Annotated in this window: 15 protein-coding genes; 11 read left to right on the top strand and 4 right to left on the bottom strand. The window is 68.4% G+C overall.

Annotated features, from left to right (window positions below; translation table 11 throughout):
- Nucleotides 1-12: 12 nt before the first annotated feature.
- Complete coding sequence (locus tag C5507_RS03830; protein WP_207225644.1) at nucleotides 13-1446, bottom strand: Rieske 2Fe-2S domain-containing protein; 1434 nt, start codon at nucleotides 1444-1446, stop codon at nucleotides 13-15.
- Between the two features lie 561 nt (nucleotides 1447-2007).
- Between C5507_RS03830 and C5507_RS03825 the strand changes: the two genes are divergently transcribed.
- From C5507_RS03825 to C5507_RS03800, 6 genes are all read left to right on the top strand, one after another.
- A complete protein-coding gene (locus C5507_RS03825; protein WP_158657503.1) occupies nucleotides 2008-2874 on the top strand; it encodes an ABC transporter ATP-binding protein in 867 nt (288 codons plus the stop codon).
- The gene (locus C5507_RS03820) at nucleotides 2867-3877 is read left to right on the top strand and encodes an ABC transporter substrate-binding protein (protein ID WP_158657502.1); all 1011 of its coding nucleotides are present in this window, start codon (nucleotides 2867-2869) and stop codon (nucleotides 3875-3877) included. Before C5507_RS03825 ends, C5507_RS03820 begins: the two co-directional genes overlap by 8 nt.
- Nucleotides 3878-3971: 94 nt before the next feature.
- Nucleotides 3972-4700, top strand: coding sequence for an ABC transporter permease (locus C5507_RS03815; protein WP_104527210.1), 729 nt, complete (start codon nucleotides 3972-3974; stop codon nucleotides 4698-4700).
- Nucleotides 4697-5473: an ABC transporter permease gene (locus C5507_RS03810; protein WP_130504142.1), complete on the top strand. Its 777-nt coding sequence runs from the start codon at nucleotides 4697-4699 to the stop codon at nucleotides 5471-5473. Before C5507_RS03815 ends, C5507_RS03810 begins: the two co-directional genes overlap by 4 nt.
- Nucleotides 5474-5478: 5 nt before the next feature.
- Entirely contained in the window at nucleotides 5479-6588 is a 1110-nt protein-coding gene (locus tag C5507_RS03805) for an alpha-hydroxy acid oxidase (protein WP_158657501.1), read from the top strand.
- On the top strand, nucleotides 6585-7643 hold the full coding sequence (locus C5507_RS03800) for a hydroxyacid dehydrogenase (protein WP_207225643.1): 1059 nt from the start codon (nucleotides 6585-6587) through the stop codon (nucleotides 7641-7643). The genes C5507_RS03805 and C5507_RS03800 overlap by 4 nt, the downstream gene beginning before the upstream one ends.
- Nucleotides 7644-7681: 38 nt before the next feature.
- Here the strand turns inward: C5507_RS03800 and C5507_RS03795 are convergent, their stop codons facing one another.
- From C5507_RS03795 to C5507_RS03785, 3 genes are all read right to left on the bottom strand, one after another.
- On the bottom strand, nucleotides 7682-8392 hold the full coding sequence (locus tag C5507_RS03795; RefSeq protein WP_158657500.1) for a class I SAM-dependent methyltransferase: 711 nt from the start codon (nucleotides 8390-8392) through the stop codon (nucleotides 7682-7684).
- A 188-nt stretch (nucleotides 8393-8580) separates the two neighbouring features.
- Nucleotides 8581-9372, bottom strand: coding sequence for an IclR family transcriptional regulator (locus C5507_RS03790; RefSeq protein ID WP_104527205.1), 792 nt, complete (start codon nucleotides 9370-9372; stop codon nucleotides 8581-8583).
- 356 nt (nucleotides 9373-9728) lie between these two features.
- Nucleotides 9729-11195, bottom strand: a complete 1467-nt coding sequence (locus C5507_RS03785) for an aldehyde dehydrogenase family protein (protein WP_207225642.1) — start codon at nucleotides 11193-11195, stop codon at nucleotides 9729-9731.
- A 536-nt stretch (nucleotides 11196-11731) separates the two neighbouring features.
- On the opposite strand from C5507_RS03785, the gene C5507_RS03780 reads away from it, so the two are divergent.
- From C5507_RS03780 to C5507_RS22110, 5 genes are all read left to right on the top strand, one after another.
- The gene (locus tag C5507_RS03780; protein WP_104527204.1) at nucleotides 11732-13435 is read left to right on the top strand and encodes a thiamine pyrophosphate-binding protein; all 1704 of its coding nucleotides are present in this window, start codon (nucleotides 11732-11734) and stop codon (nucleotides 13433-13435) included.
- Nucleotides 13436-13600: 165 nt separating this feature from the next.
- Nucleotides 13601-14122 carry a putative antibiotic biosynthesis monooxygenase gene (locus C5507_RS03775; RefSeq protein ID WP_130504141.1) on the top strand — a complete coding sequence of 174 codons (522 nt, stop codon included), beginning with the start codon at nucleotides 13601-13603 and terminating at the stop codon, nucleotides 14120-14122.
- Nucleotides 14123-14471: 349 nt separating this feature from the next.
- Nucleotides 14472-15032 (top strand): NUDIX hydrolase, encoded by a 561-nt coding sequence (locus C5507_RS03770; protein ID WP_104527202.1) that lies wholly within the window; start codon nucleotides 14472-14474, stop codon nucleotides 15030-15032.
- Nucleotides 15033-15105: 73 nt separating this feature from the next.
- Nucleotides 15106-17025, top strand: a complete 1920-nt coding sequence (locus C5507_RS03765; protein WP_104527201.1) for an FAD-binding monooxygenase — start codon at nucleotides 15106-15108, stop codon at nucleotides 17023-17025.
- Nucleotides 17026-17120: 95 nt separating this feature from the next.
- A complete protein-coding gene (locus C5507_RS22110) occupies nucleotides 17121-17279 on the top strand; it encodes a hypothetical protein (protein WP_158657499.1) in 159 nt (52 codons plus the stop codon).
- Nucleotides 17280-17483: the final 204 nt, after the last annotated feature.

The raw sequence follows: 17483 nt of genomic DNA, 5'->3' as shown, positions 1-17483 counted from the left end.
TCGGGACGCTGCTCATTCCCCACCCCCCGTCTGCTCGCCGGCCGACGCGGCGTCCACCAGTTCATCGGGCGGTGCAGCCGCCGGGAGGGTCGGAACCTCCTGCCCCTGGACCCGTACGACCTGGTCGGCCCGCCCTACCTCCATCACGGAGGGGGCCGTGACCGGCTGTTCAAGGTGGTCGGCCCAGCGGTTGAGGAGTTCGCGCTGGTTGTACTCGCCGTAGCCAGTGTGCGCGACCCCCGGACCGTGGAACTGTTCGGGGGTGAGCGCCGGAACGACCTCGGAGCCGTCCTCCAGCAGACCCATCCGGCTGTTGAGCAGCAGTCGCCGGGCCATGGAGCCGGCGGCGGTGTTGGTGAGGGACACCCAGTTCTCCACGTCGTCCTGCTCGAACATCCCGGTGGAGCCGAAGCACATCAGGTAGGCCTTGTAGGACAGCGCCTTGAACTCCTCCGGCGCTTCGGCGTCGACGGCGAACCAGGACAGCACCTCCGTCTCGTCGGCGCTAATGGGTTGCCACTGCCGGATGGAGATGAACGGCAGCACGTCATCGCCGTCGGCGACCTTCGGCCAGTTGTGCACGAACGACATGTTGGGGTAGACCGACGCGGCGCTGATCATGAAGCCGTCGTCCCCGACCACCCGCAGCTGCTCGTCCGACAACACCTGCTTCATGCGGTCGACCATCTCCTGGGGGTAGCCGACGTAGCGGAACCGTTCGTCCACATCGCCCTCGGGAAGCTTGTACGTGGTTCCGCCGCCCGCACCGGCCCAGTACGTGCAGCCGTCCTTGCGCTTCTCGGCCTTCGGCTCCCGGAAGAGACCGATCTCCACGACCGAGGTATGCGTCTGGGGGGTGTGGTACATGTCGCCGGCGAAGTTCTCGGCGCCGATCTTCCAGTTCGCCTTGATCCGCCAGCGCTGCGGCCCACGGAGCTCGATGCCACTGGGGCTCTGCTTCGTGTAGTAGTCCAGGTAGAAGCGGAAGTCACCGAGGAAGTCGGCCAGGGGCTCGGCGTCGGGGTCCAGCGAGATGAAGATCAGACCGTTGTAGCTGTCCAGGTTCGGCGCCGGCAGGAGGCGCTGGCCCTTCCGCTTGAAGCCGGCTTCGCCACCGTAGGCGTCCTTGTGGAACGGAAGGCCGACGATCCGACCGTCGTTGCGGTAGGACCAGCCGTGGTAGGGGCAACGGAAGTGGGACGCGTTGCCCATCTCCGCGCGGCAGACCTGCATGCCCCGGTGCAGACACATGTTGAAGTGCGCGCGCACGACACCCGCCTCGTCGCGGGTGACGATGAAGGAGTCCTCGAGCACGCGGCGCACCACGTAGTCGCCGGGCCTTGGGATCTCGGACTCGTGGGCGACGAACACCCATGCGCGCCCGAAGACACGCTCCTTCTCGAGTTCGAATATCTCCTGGTCGTTGTAGACGTGAGCGGGGATCATGCCCCGCCGCACCTGGTCCAACATTGCGGACTGGTCGGCCATCACTGTTCCATCCAGACGGATCCGCGAGGCGCGGACGTAGCGGGAATCTCTGTTCTGGAGAAGTCCTCTCTTCTGAGTAGAGCGCATGGGTTCTCGTTGGTCAACCCTCTGCGACGACCCCTCCAGGGTGCCGCCGGGCCGCGGCGGCCTGCGGATCGACCGAGCCGCTTCGCCCCGCGCAGGCATCGGCGCCGCCGCCCACCACGGATGTCGCGAGCCGGCCGCCGGGCGTCGCGGGGCCGCCGCCCGACGCCGTCACGAACTGCCAGGGAGTCGCCTCCGGCCGCCTCTGCGCCCCGGAGGCGCCCGGCCCCGGGCTTCCACGACCGATCACCGGCACGAGGTTCGCGTGGCCGAGGGTGACGCTTGACACAGCGCTCGACCCCCGTGCACTCTTCTCCAGAGAGAATGTCTGCAGAGCGGAAAACGGCTCCCCGTGGACGCCCAGCCGTCCGAGTGATCCGGCGCCGCCCACCGACCGGCGAACCGTACGAACGTGACCACCCGAGAGGAAGCGCATTGGCCACGACCCTGGACCCCAGAACGGACCGGAGACCTGCCGAAGGGGAACACCTCTTCACCATCGAGGATCTGTGCGTCACGTATCCGCCGACGGAAGCCTCACCTCAGGGCATGAGCGCTCTCCAGCACATCGACCTCGACGTCCGCAAGGGTGAGTTCGTGTCGGTGGTCGGGCCGTCCGGTTGCGGGAAGTCGACCCTGCTCTCGACCGTGAGTGGCCTTCTCACCGGTTTCGACGGGCGAATCACCGTGCGCGGCGACGAGATCAAGGGGCCTCACCCCGACGTGGGTGTCGTGTTCCAGGAGGAGTCGACGTTCCCCTGGCGGAACGTGCTGAAGAATGTCGAGTTCGGTCTAGAGATGCGGGGCGTCAGCAAGGAGGAGCGCCGCCGCAAGGCCATGGAGATCCTCACCATGGTGGGCCTCGAGGACTTCGCGAAGAGCTACCCGGGCCATCTCTCGGGGGGCATGAAGCAGCGGGTCGCCATCGCGCGGACGCTCGTCATGGAGCCGTCGATCCTCCTGATGGACGAGCCCTTTGGAGCACTCGACGAGCAGACGCGCATCATCCTCGGCGAGGAACTCCTGCGCATCCAGCGGGCACTGGACCAGACGGTCCTGCTGATCACCCACAACATCCAGGAAGCCATCCTGCTCTCCGACCGCGTCGTGGTACTCAGCGCCCGCCCCGGCCGGATCAAGGCGATCGTGGACATCAAGCTTCCGAAGCAGCGCGACTCGACACTGCTGGCCACCGACGAGTTCGCCGGACTCGTGGGCCAGGTCTGGTCCGTTCTCCGCGAGGAATCCCTGCGCGCGTTCGCCCAGGAGCAGAACAACGATGAGGAGACGACGCATGCGTAAGACGCTGGCCACCATGACCCTGCTGACGACGGCCTCGGTCGCCGTAGCGGGTTGCTCGGCTCCCGGAGGCAATGAGCCGACGGAGGAGGGGGAGACCCAGGTCAACCTGGCCTTCTCCAACCCGACCATCTTCACGACTGGGCTGCCCTATTACGTCGCCACGGCCCAGGGCTTCTACGAGGAGGCGGGACTCTCGGTCGACGCCACCTTCACCGGTGGCGGGTCGGAGACGGTGCAGGCCGTGGTCTCCGGCAGCGCGGACATCGGTACGGAGACCAGCGGCGCCGCGGCGATCGGCGCCTACACCTCCGGCGCGCCCATCGACATCATCGCGGCCTCGACCACCGGCCTGGACCTGCAGTGGTTCGCCGAGCCCGACAGCGGTCTTGAGAACCGCGCAGACCTGGCGGGCAAGCGGATGGGTTACAGCTCGACCGGGTCTTCCAGCCACATCGGCATCCTGGCGCTCAGCGAACTCCTCGAAGCGGAGGGGCTGGCCCCGGCCCAGCCGGAGTCCATCGGCGGGCCCCCCGACAACCTCACTGCCGTCCAGACGGACCAGATCGACGCGGGCTGGACCCAGCCGCCGTTCTTCCTCGACAGGGTGGCCAACGGCGAGCTCGTGCTCGTCGCCGACGGGGCGGAGATCGGGGACTACGCCGATGTCGCCATGCGCGTGATCATCGGCAACGAGACGTGGTTGGAGGAGAACCCCGAGACGGCGACCACCTTCCTCGAGGTCCACGACCGCACCTGGGACTGGATCTTCGACAACCCGGAGGAGGCGGCGACCATCTGGAAGGAGGCCGCTGACCTCGAACTCTCCGAGGAGGTGCTGCTCACCTCCTTCGACTACTACGACCGCGAGGAGCTGCGCATCGCTCCCCTGGATGGGCGTGACGTCCTCCTCGACGACGCCGTCGAGTTCGGCTTCGCCGAGCAGCCGTTGACCGACGAGGAGGTCAACGACCTGTTCAACCTGAGCTACTTGCCGGAGAGCTGACGTGAACAGCACTCAGGCCTCCGCCCGGCCGGCGTCGGGAACCTCCCCGGCGCCGGCCGCCGGCCGGCGCTCGCGATCGGGCTCACGGATTCCGATGTGGATCGTCCGCATCGCGGTCATAGTCGTGTTCCTCGTGCTGGTGGAGATCGCGGTCCGGACCGAGCTGATCAACCCCTTCTTCGTGCCACGGCCCAGCGAGGCGGTGGCCCGCATGGGCACCCGCCTTACCGACGGCGAGTTTCTCGGGCTGGTGGCCGTCACCTTGGGCGAGACGTTTGCCGGCTTCGCTCTGGCGGCCGTCGTTGGGATGGTCGTGGGCTTCCTGCTCTGGCGATCCCGCTCGCTGGGGGACGCGTTTGAGCCACTGGTCGCCGCCCTGTTCTCCTCGCCAATCGTGTTGCTCTACCCAATCTTCCTGGTGATCCTCGGACGCAACTCCACGGCGATCGTGGCCCTCGCAGCCGTCTTCGCCGTGCTGCCGACGATCCTCTTCACGAAGCAAGCCCTGAGCGCCGTCAGCAGGACCATGCTCAATGTGGGCCGGAGTCTGAACCTGTCTGCTTGGAGCAACTTCCGCCACATCCTGCTCCCGGCCGCGGCGCCGACGATCTTCACAGGCCTGCGTATCGCCCTCACCTACGTGCTCATCGTCGTCGTCGCGATGGAGTACATCTTGCAGATCGGAGGGCTGGGCCGATTCGTGTCCGAATCATCCCTGCTCTTCCGCGCGACGGACCTCTACGCGTCGGTGGGCCTGATCGTCATCATTTCGGCGGCCTTCATTTGGGCGATCAACCGGTTGGAAAAGTTGGTGCAGCGATGAATCGAGTGTGGACACTCCGGATCGGCGCTGCGGTGGTCTTCCTGGGCCTCTGGGAGGGACTCGCGCGCAGCGGCCTGGTCCTGGACACGGTACTCCCGCCGGCAACCGAGGTGTTCGGCCGGATCCAGGACGTGGTCACCCAGTCGGACTTCGGCCAGGACGTCTACGCCTCCCTTTACGAGGTGGTCATCGGAGTCGCGATCGGGGCTCTGGTGGGCATGCCGTTCGGCGCATTCATGGGATCGAGTAGGTACCTCTATCGACTGCTGGACCCGCTCGTCTACTACGTCGGCGCGGTACCGAAGATCGTCCTGTTCCCGATCCTCATCCTTTTCCTGGGAACAGGCGTGGAATCCAAGGTCGGGATCGCCGCGATCAGCGCCGCATTCCCGATCGCGATCAACACGGCGCTGGCGGTCCAAGAGGTCAACCCGATGCATGTCAAGGCGGCCAAGTCCCTGGGGGCCAGCCGCAGTCAGCTCTACCGTTTCGTGTACACCCCGGCGATCCTCGGCCCGGTGCTCGCCGGTGCTCGGCTGGGGCTCGGTGTAGCCATCACGGCCGCCCTGCTGGGTGAGACGAAGGTCGCGAACGTCGGCCTTGGCTTCAGGGCGATCGAGTACTACTCGCGGTTGCAGATCGCGGAGATGTATGCCCTTCTGCTGATCGTCTTCGTCGGTGCCGCCCTGATCAACCTGGGATTGAGCGGCCTCATCCGTCGGGCCACGCATTACCAGCAGCAACGGGTCGGCGCGGCCGCCTCGGTCGCATGACAGGAGTGACGCAGAAGACGCTCGGAAGGGCGGCGGATCTCCTCACCATTCCCGAGGTAGTTGAACGGGCACGCCAGACGCTGTCGGGCGACCAGTGGGACTACTCCTGCGGAGGTGCGGAGAGCGAAACAACGCTGCGCCGCAACCGTACGGCGTTCGCTGAACTGGCCTTCCGCCCCCGGGTCCTCATGGGGGCGGGCCAGCCGGACACGTCGGCCACCTTCCTCGGCCGTCTTCTTGCACTGCCCGTCCTGCTGGCGCCGGTCGGCTCAATCGCCACATTCCACCCGGACGGCGCCCTGGCGTGCGCCCGGGTGGCCGCCGACGCCGGGACCGGGGCATTCGTCGGGACGCTGTCACATCCGGCGCTCGAGGTGGTGCGTAGCGGCTCGACTGCGCCGCTGTTCTTTCAGCTCTACGTCTACGGGGACCGCGGATGGCTCCGGGATCTCGTGAGCCGTGTCGAGGCTGCCGGATACCAGGGCATCTGCGTCACGGTGGACGTATCCGCCTATGGCCGACGCGAGCGCGACTTGCACAACCGCTACTTCCCGCGGCAGAGCGTCGAGCGCCCAAATCTCGGCGCCTCCACCGATGTCCCGGGCATGGTGCACCGAGACGCCTACAACGCCGCCCTGACCTGGGATGACCTGGCGTGGTTGCGGGGCGTGACCCGCTTGCCCCTGATCGTCAAGGGGATCATGTCCAGTGACGACGCGGCGATCGCGGCCGACCACGGCGTCGACGTCGTGTATGTCTCCAACCACGGAGGGCGCCAGCTCGACCACGCGCTCGCCAGCATCGATGTGCTTCCCGAAGTGGTGAGCGCAGTCGATGGCCGCGCGGAGGTCGTGCTCGACAGCGGGATCATGCGGGGCAGCGACGTGGTGAAGGCCCTGGCCCTCGGCGCCCGAGCCGTCGCCATCGGCAAGCTCATGGCCTGGGGTCTGTCCGCCGGAGGGGAAGCGGGCCTGCTGCGGACCCTCCAACTGCTGCAGACAGAGATGGCCACGACCCTGACCAATCTCGGGGTCCGGTCGGTCAGCGAGCTGCACCCCGACCTGCTCCGCCGAGTCTCTCCCAGCGCCGCCTCTGCATGGCCGGCAGACCTGTGACCGGGGAGCTGGTCCGGCCACGGCTGGTCTACTTCGAACGCTGGGTCGACCCCGTGGCCGAGGAGATCTTGGGCCACCGTGACGACGTGGAACTTCTCCGGCTGGAGTACGCCGATCCCCTGTCGGCCAACTGGGCCGCCATGGCGGGCGCACACGGCTACCACGTGCAACCGCGGACGGAGCTGCGAGGCCCCTGGTTCGGGGACTCCGACCTGCTGGCCCGAAGCCCCCGGCTACTCGCCCTCGCCTCGACCGGCGCTGGATACGACTACATCGACGTCGACGCCTGCACCTCCGCGGGGGTGATCGTCTGCCACCAGGGTGGCACCAACAGGGAGGCGGTCGCCGAGCATGCGCTCGGCCTCATGCTCGCCCTGTCCAAGCGGATCGCGATCACAGACCGGGCCCTGCGCCGGGGGGAACCGATCGACAGGTTCGAATTGCGGGCCAATGACATCGCCGGCAAGACACTGGGGATCGTGGGCCTCGGCGCCATCGGCAGCCGGGTGGCCGAGCTCTGCGCGGGCCTCTTCGGGATGCGAGTGCTCGCCTTCGATCCATACGTCGATGCTGCGACAGCCCGAGATCGACACGCGGAGAAGGTCAATCTGGACAATCTCCTTCAGCAGGCCGACGTGGTCTCCGTCCACTGCCCGCGGACCTCGGAGACCATGGGGATGTTGGGCGCGGAGCAGTTCGCCCTCATGCGGCCCACCGCCTATTTCGTCTCAACGGCGCGGGGCGGTGTCCATGACGAGGAGGCACTGGCCGGTGCTCTGCGCGATGGGCGGATCGCCGGCGCCGGCGTCGACGTCTTCCTCACCGAGCCGCCACCTGCGGATCATCCCCTGCTCCAGCTGGACAGCGTGATCGCCACCCCGCACATCGCCGGGGTGACGGTCGAGGCATTGCGCGAGATGGCGTCCGAGGCCGCCCGTCAGTGGATGGCCGTCTTCGCCGGCCGGGTGCCGCCCCGCTTGGTCAACCCGGAGGCATGGCCGCGGTACTCCCGCCGCTTCGAGGAACAGCTCGGCTTCGCTCCGGATCCCCTCTGAACGGGCGGAACGTACGCGGCGGCACGATCGACGGCGGATCAGCCGCGAACGGCCATCGCATTGAGGCGCACGTAATCGATCGACAGAGCACCGAGCCGATCGGCTACCCGGGCGATCAGGTCCCGCCGGCGCTCGTCGGGCATACCGGCCAACGCCTCGAACAGGACGACCGACTCGAGGAAGCGCTCCAACTCGGCGCGGGTCGCGAATGTCGCCGGATCGGCATGGCACCACACCGCAATGTCGGTGAAGCCCGCCTCCCGCAGGTGCTCAGCGGTTTCCGTCGGGTCCGCGAAGTGCCAGTAGCTGGAGTCCAATCCGAGATCGCGCATCGCATTCACGACGGAGTCGATGTTTCCTCGCCCGCCCCACTGTGCGACCAATCGTCCACCCATTTCCAGGACCCTCGCCAGCCGCTGGAAGAGCCTCCCGTGGTCACGCACCCAGTGGAAGGTCGCCGTGGAGAAGACCAGGTCGAACAGGCCGACGTCCGGTAGTGGGGCGGAGAGGTCCGCCTGGACCAGAGTGACCCGGTCACCGAACCGTGCGAGCCTGTCCTGCGCGGCCGACAGCATGGCAGCGGAGCGGTCCACTCCCACGACCGTCAGGTCCGGGAACTTGTCGAGCAGCTGCTCAGTGACCCGCCCGCTGCCGCAACCGGCGTCCAAGGCGCGCCGTCCTCCTGCAACCCGCAGGAGGACATCGGCTCCCCAGCGGGCCTGCGGATCGGCGACCGTGTCGTAGGTCACGGCATCCCACTCGGCGGCGGCTTCGAGGTTGACCGGGGGGAGCGCCCGTTGCTGACGTTTCCCTGTGCGACCGCTCTCGCTTCGTCGGGCATCTTCTCGACTCACGGGCCCCGTCACCCGCCTCCTTCACTCTGTCTCATGTTTGGAACCTTCGGGAATTCCAGACCGTCTTCAGTGGTGACGGCCGATCACAGCAGCGCGCCCAGCTCCTCAGCCGCCGGGATGAGTCGCTCGAGGATTTCTTTGCGCGTCGCGTCGCTCATCCGGCTCACTGGCACGGATACGGTGATCGCCAGCCGCGGGGAGCGATCCGCGGTCACCGCGACGGCGAGCGAAGCGACACCTTCCTCACTCTCCTCTTGACTTTGGGCATAGCCATTCATGCGAACATCGGCCAGGGCCGCTCGTAGTTCGGTGCGCGTTCCGATGGTATTGGCAGTGATTCGGGTCAGCTCTTCATCCGGATACAGCTGTGAGAGCTCCTCACACGACAGTCCGGCCAAGAGGGCTTTTCCCGTGGAGGTGCAGTAGGCGGGCATCGAACGACCGAGCCGGCCCACCACCCGTAGCGCCCGCGAGCTCTCGATGGAGTCGACGAAATGGACGGCGCTGCCCTCGAGACGACCCAAGTGAATGGTCTCCTGCAGCTCGGCGTTCAACCGCTCGAGGATCGGGCGGGCACGGGTCCGCGCGTCCAGCCGGCGGAGGACATCGAAGGCCAGTTGTTCCAGCGTGGGTCCTGGCACGTAGCTGCGGGTGGCCGCATCCTGTCGGACGAACCCCCGGTACTGCAGCATCGCAAGCAGTCGATGGGCAGTGGAGGACGCGACCCCGAGACCGCGGCTGACGTCCGTGAGCCGCAACGTCGGTCGCTCGCCGAAAAGAACAAGCAGTCGCAGGGCATTGTCGACTGAATCTATCGGATACTGCGGCAGCGCGCCGTACTCCGGTGTGGAAGGGGGGGGCTGCACTCCGGTCACCGATCCAGGTTACGTGCTGCCGGTACTCGACCGGGATCCTCCCTTCCGCGTGAACCGCCGCGAACAGGTCTCGCCCGCCGGTCGCGCGCCGACGTGGACCGCCCCGCCGAGCGGCGCGCCGCAGGGCCAGTCCAGGGAGCCCAGGCAAGCGACAGTGCCTTCTTGATCGGGTGGGGTGCACGAATTTGGGCCGATCCGGCATACGGCGTCTTCCCCCGCGATGACGAATTCTCTTGCAACCACGGCCCAAGAGCCGCGATCCTTCACCCACCCTCAGCGCGCCGTGTGGTGATCAGCCACTTCCACTCCGGCTTTCGGCGCCCACCATCTCCTGGCGTGGCCCGACGGGACGGCGCTCACTCCAGGACGACCGTCACCGCCTTGGTCTCCGTGTACGACAGCAACTCGTCCACCGACTCCTCGCGGCCCACCCCCGACGCCTTCACACCGCCGAACGGAAGACCCCAGTAGTGGCGAGAGCTGCCGTTGACCCATACGTAGCCGGCTTGGAGACGGGAGGCCATGCGGTGCGCCCGGGTGACATCACTCGTCCAGACGCCGGCGGTGAGCCCGTACTCGCTCCGATTCGCGATCTCCACCGCCTCGTCCTCATCCCGGAACGTGATTACGGACAGGACCGGTCCGAAGATCTCCTCGACCGCAGCCGGGTTGTCGGGCGCCATGGGACCCAGGACAGTGGGAGCCACGTACCACCCCTCCTCCCCGACGGTGTTCGGGCGCCCCCCGCCCACAAGGACTTCCGCTCCCGCCGCTTGGGCAGCGGCAACCGCAGAGAGGGACTTCTCGTACTGCCGACCGTCGATGACGGGCCCCATCGCTGTCCCGTCGGCCAGGGGATGCCCGACTCGGATGGCACCGACCTGCTCCACCACGGCAGCAAGGACTTCGTCGGCGATCGACTCGTGCAAGAGGAGGCGACTGGTGGACCCGCAGGACTGCCCGGCGGTAACGGTGTAGTTCATGCCGAAGACGGCACTGTCGGCCGCCTTGGCGAGGTCGGCGTCGGGCATGACGATCAGGGCGTTCTTGCCGCCCAACTCCAGGGTCACGTGCTTGACGCCGTGCTCGGCGGCCTGACGCTGGATGAGACGGCCCGTACCAGGGGCGCCGATGAACCCGATCCGACGGATCAAGGGGTGAGCCACGAGAGCCCTCCCGCTGATCTCCCCCCGGCCCGCGACCACGGCGCAAAGGTCGGGACCGAACACTTCCGCGGCCAGCTCCGACATGCGTAGCGACGACAAGGGCGTCTGGTCCGGCGCCTTGAGGACCACCGCGTTCCCGGCGACCAAGGGAGCCGCGACCTTTCCGGCGGCGAAGAATATGGGGTGGTTGAAGGGCACGATCCGCCCGACCACCCCGTACGGCTCCTGCACCGTGTAGTGCAGGTTTTCGGACAGCGGGTATGTCGCCCCCCCGAGCGCCAGCGCATGATCGGCCATAATCTCGAGCAGCGTGGCCGCCGCTGCTACATCGGCCTGCATGGCGGCCAGCGGGAACCCTGCGTCCAGGGCGTCGATCGTGGCCAACTCGTCGGTGTGCGCGCGGAGGAGGGCAGCGAACTCACGCACCTTTCCGGCGCGCGCGCGAGCCGGCTGCGCCGCCCACCCCGACTGGGCCGCCGCGGCGGCACGCACGACCCGGTCCACCTCCTCGGCCGAACAGTCCGGGGCGTCGGTCAGGCGGTGGCCCGTGGTGGGATCTTCGACGTGATATCGGAGCGACGTCGGCATGGGTCGGCCACCGAGCTGGATCTCGAAGGGGCGATCGATCACGGCACGGGCACTCTCGAGCAGGGTCATCGGGTCCGGTCTCCTCTTGGATAGGTGGTGATGCTGGAGTGCCCGCAGCCCGCTTGTCGTCGTGCGGGACCACGAACGGGGCCACGGCTCAGAACGCAGTGCCGCCCACCCGATGGGCGGCACTCCCCACGCCCGTTGACCGTTCATCCGGTCACGGTCGACACTTCGGGGGCTGACTCGACGCTGACGTAGCACGAACCCGCCATGGGCAGAGCCAGTCGGCAACCGCCGAGCCTCTTCCGCGGCACAGAGGTGCCGTTGAGGAATGCCCGGGATGAGCGCGACCGCCCCTGAGTTCGACTGGCAGTCCGGGGTCGGTGATGTGGACAAGCACCGGCGCCACGACGCGATGACGTGAATGGACACGGCTCTCCTGCCGGTTCGCGCTCCGTGGGCTCGTCCGCCGCGGGCGACTCGTCCTTCCGACGGTTGATGTCTCTGCGGTGCAGAGATACCTTCTGCGAAGGGCGCGGTTGTGTCAAGGCCCCCGGGTCAGCACCGCCTTTGCCGTCAGACCCGTCGACGCAGGAGGATCCATGGCCACACAGTCCCCGCTCCGCACCGATGAGCAGCACGGCCGCACCGGGGCCGATCTCGTCGTGGCATGTCTAGCGGCCGAAGGAATTCGAGTCGTCGCAGGCGTCCCAGGGACAACGGTCATGGACGTCATCGACAGCCTCCGGCGGCAGGAACGCGTCCGTTTCGTTGTGACTCGTCACGAGCAGGTCGCCGGCTTCCTGGCCGATGGGATGTCTCGCGGGGGGGCGGCGCCGGGCGTGGCCCTAGTGTCCCGGGGGCCGGGGGCTGCGAACCTGTCCATCGCCGTGCAGAACGCGTACGACGAGTCGATTCCGATGCTGGTTCTGGTGGGACAGGTCCCAGGCGGCATCTCGGAGCGACGGGCGTTCGAGGAGATGGACGTCGTGGGAACCTTCCGGCCGATGACCAAGTGGGTGGTCGAGGTGCACGACGTGGCCCGCATCCCGGAGTTGCTTCAGCGCGCGGTGCGGACCTCGGTATCCGGCCGCCCCGGCCCGGTGGTCGTCTCCTTGCCGCTCGACGTCCTGCAGGCGGCGCCGCCCGAAGGCCTTGGGCCAGCGCCGCGTCGCCGCAGTCACCCGCCGGCACCCGCACCCGCCGCCATCGAGGAGGCAGTCGCCATCCTCGCCGGTGCGGAGCGGCCGGTCGTCGTCCTGGGCGGCGGGGCCCGAGGCGACGCATCGGTCTACCTTCAGCTGGCTGACCGGCTCGGTGCACCCCTCGTGACGACGTGGATGCGGCAGAGCGTGGTCTCGCACGACGCGCCCGCCTATCTCGGTGCCCTCGGCTACGGCGCACACGAGGTGACGGAACGGACGGTGCGTGAGGCCGACGCGCTGCTCGCCCTTGGTTGCCGTTTCTCGGAGTTCACCACCAAGAGGTGGACGTTGGTCCCCGAAGAGACCCGACTGGTGCACGTAGACGTCGACCCCACAGAGCTCGGCCGGGTCTACGTTCCCGACGTGGGGATCACCTCCGATGCCGGGCTCGCCACCGCCGCACTTCTCGACCGGCTGCCGGCAGCCGGCAGCGGCCCGCGCGACGCCCGCCGCAGAGCTCTGCGCGACGAGTACCTGCAGGTGTCGTCGCTCGACAGCGAGGACCTCACTACAGCGGACGAACCTGGTACCGGGGTGAGTGGCATCAGCGCCATCCGCGTACTGCAGTCACTCGCCGACCGTCCAGGCATCCGGCTACTCCAGGACGCGCCGAGCTTCGCGCCGTGGACCCACCGGTACCTGCGACTGTCCCGACCGAACACGTTGCACGCCTCCGCCGGTGGCGCCATGGCCTGGGGGCTGCCCGCCGCGATGGGGATTGCCCTGGCACGCCCGGAGGAGCGGTTGGTGACTGTCAGCGGGGACGGCAGCTTCTGGATGGTCGCACAGGACTTCGAGACCTGTGTCCGTGAGGGCATACAGCTGGTCAACCTGGTGATGAACAACTTTTCCTACGGCAATACCCGCGACCGGCAGCGCATGGCTCATGGCGGCCGCTACCTCGGCGTCTTCTACAACAACCCCGACTTCGCCGGGTTCGCCCGTTCGCTCGGTGGCTTCGGGGTGCGGGTCGAGCGGGACGAGGACCTGGCATCGGCGGTGGAGGAGGCGCTGGCGCAGGAACGGCCGGCGATCATCGATGTCATCCAGGACCAGATGTACGGGCTCCCGCCCGGGCTCACCCCGCTCGCAGCTCGGTGACGCCGGATGCCGCCCGAGGCCGCGAACCGCGCCCGTCACGGCAGTGCCCACGGGCACTCCGGACCGGGCACGGCCAGTCCGGTCCAGGTGGAGGAGGCCGACTACATTCCCGGGAGAGTTCCGTGTGACTGCCTGTCCCAGTAGGTGCTATTGGAAGAAGGCGACATGGCAACCACCGCCCTACCCGTGACGATGTCGGCGGTGCGGCGAGCACGGGTCACCCAGGAGGCACGCCTCGATGTCTGGGCAGATCAGCTCTGCACCGCGGCCGCCCAGTTTCCGGGATTCGTCGGCTCCGACGTCCACCGGCGGCACACCCGGCGGACACACGAGGTTCGTGTCACCCTCGTGTTCGCCTCTGCCACCGAAGCCGCTGCTTGGGAGTCCAGCTCCATACGCGGGGAGTTGACCGCCGCGGGAGACGCCCTCACCGAGGAGCTCTCCATCGCACTGGCGCCCCAGCAACCGGTGGCGGGGCGCGCCAGGACCGCGCTTGTCGTGTGGACAGGTCTCGTGCCGTTTGCCTTGCTCCTCAACGCGCTCGGCGAGCACCTTCTGGAGCACCTCCCGGTGGTCCCTCGCACGATGGTCTCGACGATGATCCTCGTGCCGCTCGCGGTGTACATCGGCATCCCAGCCGTACAGCGGTCGCTGGCTCGGTGGCACGCCCGGCGTCCGCTTCGATGACCCCGCCTCGTGCCGGCGGCTCTCACCCGCCGTAAGCGGGCAGGGGGGGGCATTGCGGCGCCGCACGGACGCCGGAGAGCGTCGAGCCGCTCCAGCATCGGACCCGCACGGTCATGGTTCCGGGTTGCCCACTCCACGGGTCCCCGCCGGCGGGGAGGTGCTCCCGCAGAAGGGAGGCAGGCGGTCGGCCGTTTGCTGTCGACCCGAGAGATTGTGTCCCCCATTGGTAAGCCCGCCTCTCAGACAGCATAGTCGACGCCACCGCTGAGCAAGATCCGGACGAACGAACCCATCCACCTGATGCGGCGCACCACGGCGCCGTACTCACTGCCCCAGTTGGACGGAACACATGCCCCCCGCCGAGCCCGTCCCCGCCTCGGAGCCACCGCGTAAGCAAGCGGCCGTACTGCTGCCGGTGCACCGCGGCCACGAGGGAGCCCTGCATCTGACACTGGTGCGCAGGAGCACGGGCGGACGCCACGGAGGACAACTCGCCTTCCCCGGCGGAAACCGCGAGCCTGCCGATGCCGATCTCCGCGCGACGGCCCTACGAGAGGCGCAGGAGGAGATCGGCTTGCACCCCGACGACGTCGACATCGTCGCGGAGTTGCCGCCGGTGAACACCAGGACGACCCTCTTCCAGGTCTTCCCGTTCATCGGTCGCCTTCGGCAGCCGACCGGCCAGTGGCAGTTGCAGGCGGCCGAGATCGAGGGAGTTGTCGATGTCTCACTCGATTACCTCACCGGACCCGGGGTGCGGCAGGAGAAAGAACTCTCCTTCCCCACGTGGCCGGAACCCCGACTGGTCCAGGTCATCCCTCTCGGGACCGGCGATCTGCTCTGGGGTCTTACATTGCGCATCATCGATGCGGCCCTTCCCCGGCTGACCCAGGTCGGCGTGTCGATCTGACCGCGGGATGGCCTGGCCATCTCGGCGCAACCTTCCGCTGTGTCAGCCAGACCCCCCATGGAGGGACAGCGACGTGCAGTTCTACCTCGACGGCTACCGGCCCGGCGACCCGCTCGTGGAGCTGCCGCACCCCTCGGTGGCCGAACGGCCCGCAGCGCTCCCCGACGAGGTCGACGTCCTGATCGTCGGCTGCGGCCCGGCCGGCATGGTTCTCGCCGCGCAGCTGGCCCGGTTCCCCGAGATCCGGACGGCGATCATCGACCGGCGGGACGGACCGCTCGAGGTGGGCCAGGCCGACGGCGTCGCCTGTCGCACCGTGGAGATGTTCGAGGCTTTCGGCCTGGCCGACCAGCTCGTCGCCGAGGCGTACTGGGTCAACGAGGTCGCCTTCTGGCGGCCCGATCCGGAGGACACCGCCCGCATCACCCGCACGGGGCGCATCCAGGACGTCGAGGACGGGCTCTCGGAGTTCCCGCACGTGATCGTCAACCAGGCCCGGATGCTCGCCTACCTGCGCGACTCCATGGCCCGCTCGGCGTCCCGGCTGGAGCCCTTCTACGGGCTGCAGGCCGCGGACGTGCAGGTCTCCCCCCACGGGGATCAGCCCGTCACGGTCACGCTCCGCCACGTCCGGGACGGCCAGGAGACCGGCGGGACCTCGACGATCCGGGCGCGGTACGTCGTCGGCTGCGACGGCGCTCGCAGCTCCGTCCGCACGTCGATCGGCCAGCAGCTGGTCGGCGATGCCACTAACCAGACCTGGGGCGTCATGGACGTCCTGGCGGTCACCGACTTCCCCGACATCCGACTCAAGGCGATCATCCACTCGGCCAACCAGGGCAACCTGCTGGTCATCCCGCGCGAGGGCGGCTACCTCGTCCGGCTCTACATCGAGCTCGACCAGGTCAGCGACCGGGAAATGCTGGATGGCCGCAGCGTCACCCCGGAGAAGCTCGCCGCGGTGGCCAACCGAATCCTGCACCCGTACTCGATCGACGTGAAATCCGTCGGCTGGTGGTCGGTGTACGAGATTGGCCAGCGACTGTGCGCGAAATTCGACGACGTGCCCGTCGAGCAGATGCCGGACCGGCTGCCCCGGGTGTTCATCGCCGGCGACGCCTGCCACACGCACAGCGCCAAGGCCGGCCAAGGGATGAACGTGTCCATGGCCGACACCTGGAACCTAGGCTGGAAGCTCGCCGCCGTCCTGCGCGGCACCGCCCGGCCGGAGCTGCTGCACACCTACTCCGACGAACGGCAGAAGGTCACCCAGGAGCTCATCGACTTCGACCGCGAGTTCGCCCGGATGATGAGCGCTAAGCCGCGCACCTCCCCCGACGACGAGGACGGCGTGGACCCGGAGGCGTTCCAGGCCCACTTTGCCGTCCAGGGCCGGTTCACCGCCGGCGTCGCCACCCACTACCAGCCGTCGATGATCACCGGGACCGCCGACCACCAGTCGCTGGCCGGGGGCTTTCCCCTAGGCATGCGGTTCCACTCCGCCCCGGTCATCCGGCTGGCCGACGCCAAGCCGGTCCAACTCGGGCACGCCGTCCGGGCCGACGGCGCATGGCGGCTGTACGTCTTCGCCGACCCGGCTGACCCGGCGGCCGAAGGCTCTCGGGCCCGCGCGCTGTTCGAGCAGCTGGCGGCGGAGAAGTCGGCGCTGACCCGGTTCACCCCGGTCGGCGCCGACCCGGACTCGGTCATCGACGTCCGCGCCGTCTTCCAACAGAGCCACCGCAACCTCGAAGTCGGCACGCTCCCGGCGGTCCTGCTGCCCCGGAAGGGCCCCTTCGGGCTGATCGACCACGAGAAGGCGTTCTGCCCAGACCCGAAGGCCGACGACGTCTTCGATCTGCGCGGGGTCGACCGCGAGCAGGGCTGCATGGTGCTCGTCCGGCCCGACCAGTACGTCGCCGCCGTACTTCCCCTCGAGGCCCACGACGAGCTGACCGACTTCCTGTCCGGGGTACTGCTGGACGCCCGCTGAGGGGCCGGGGCGGGCCCGGCTACCGTGCGGGATGTCGTCGCTCCCGCGCGCCGCTACCGGGTCTCACGCTCGGCGCGGCGACGGTGGGTGCGGGCGTGACGCACCTGACGACCCAGCGCGGGGAGTTCCGGCCCCAGGTGCCGGACTCGTTTCCCGTCGATGAGGGGCTGGCGGTGCTCGACTCTGGCATCGTCGAGATCACGCTGGGCGCGCCCTCCGTCGCCCTGCCGCGCGGGCGGCGGCTCGTCGGCTAGCTGCTCGCGGGTGTTCTTCGTGGTGATCTTCCCGGGCAACGTCGCCCAGTACGTCCAGGGGACCGACGGCGCCGGCACGGCGCGGGTGTGCGGGGTGGTACGGGCTGCCCTCCCTCGTCCACCCGGCGGAGGAACCCACCCGAAGACATCGCATGGTAATGGCGACGCCGTCGGCCGCCCTCCCGCATCACCGGCACGGCGAGC

The sequence above is a fragment of the Blastococcus saxobsidens genome (assembly GCF_002938435.1).
Lineage (GTDB): Bacteria > Actinomycetota > Actinomycetes > Mycobacteriales > Geodermatophilaceae > Blastococcus > Blastococcus saxobsidens.
The sequence above is the reverse complement of the archived record's forward strand: the minus strand, read 5'-3'. Positions and strand labels throughout refer to the sequence as shown.

What these genes read in the sequence shown, in the direction of transcription:
- C5507_RS03830 (WP_207225644.1), bottom strand. Translation starts at nt 1,446, where the DNA reads ATGATCCCCGCTCACGTCTACAACGACCAGGAGATATTCGAACTCGAG.
- C5507_RS03820 (WP_158657502.1), top strand. Translation starts at nt 2,867, where the DNA reads ATGCGTAAGACGCTGGCCACCATGACCCTGCTGACGACGGCCTCGGTC.
- C5507_RS03815 (WP_104527210.1), top strand. Translation starts at nt 3,972, where the DNA reads ATGTGGATCGTCCGCATCGCGGTCATAGTCGTGTTCCTCGTGCTGGTG.
- C5507_RS03810 (WP_130504142.1), top strand. Translation starts at nt 4,697, where the DNA reads ATGAATCGAGTGTGGACACTCCGGATCGGCGCTGCGGTGGTCTTCCTG.
- C5507_RS03785 (WP_207225642.1), bottom strand. Translation starts at nt 11,195, where the DNA reads ATGACCCTGCTCGAGAGTGCCCGTGCCGTGATCGATCGCCCCTTCGAG.
- C5507_RS03780 (WP_104527204.1), top strand. Translation starts at nt 11,732, where the DNA reads ATGGCCACACAGTCCCCGCTCCGCACCGATGAGCAGCACGGCCGCACC.
- C5507_RS03775 (WP_130504141.1), top strand. Translation starts at nt 13,601, where the DNA reads ATGGCAACCACCGCCCTACCCGTGACGATGTCGGCGGTGCGGCGAGCA.
- C5507_RS03770 (WP_104527202.1), top strand. Translation starts at nt 14,472, where the DNA reads ATGCCCCCCGCCGAGCCCGTCCCCGCCTCGGAGCCACCGCGTAAGCAA.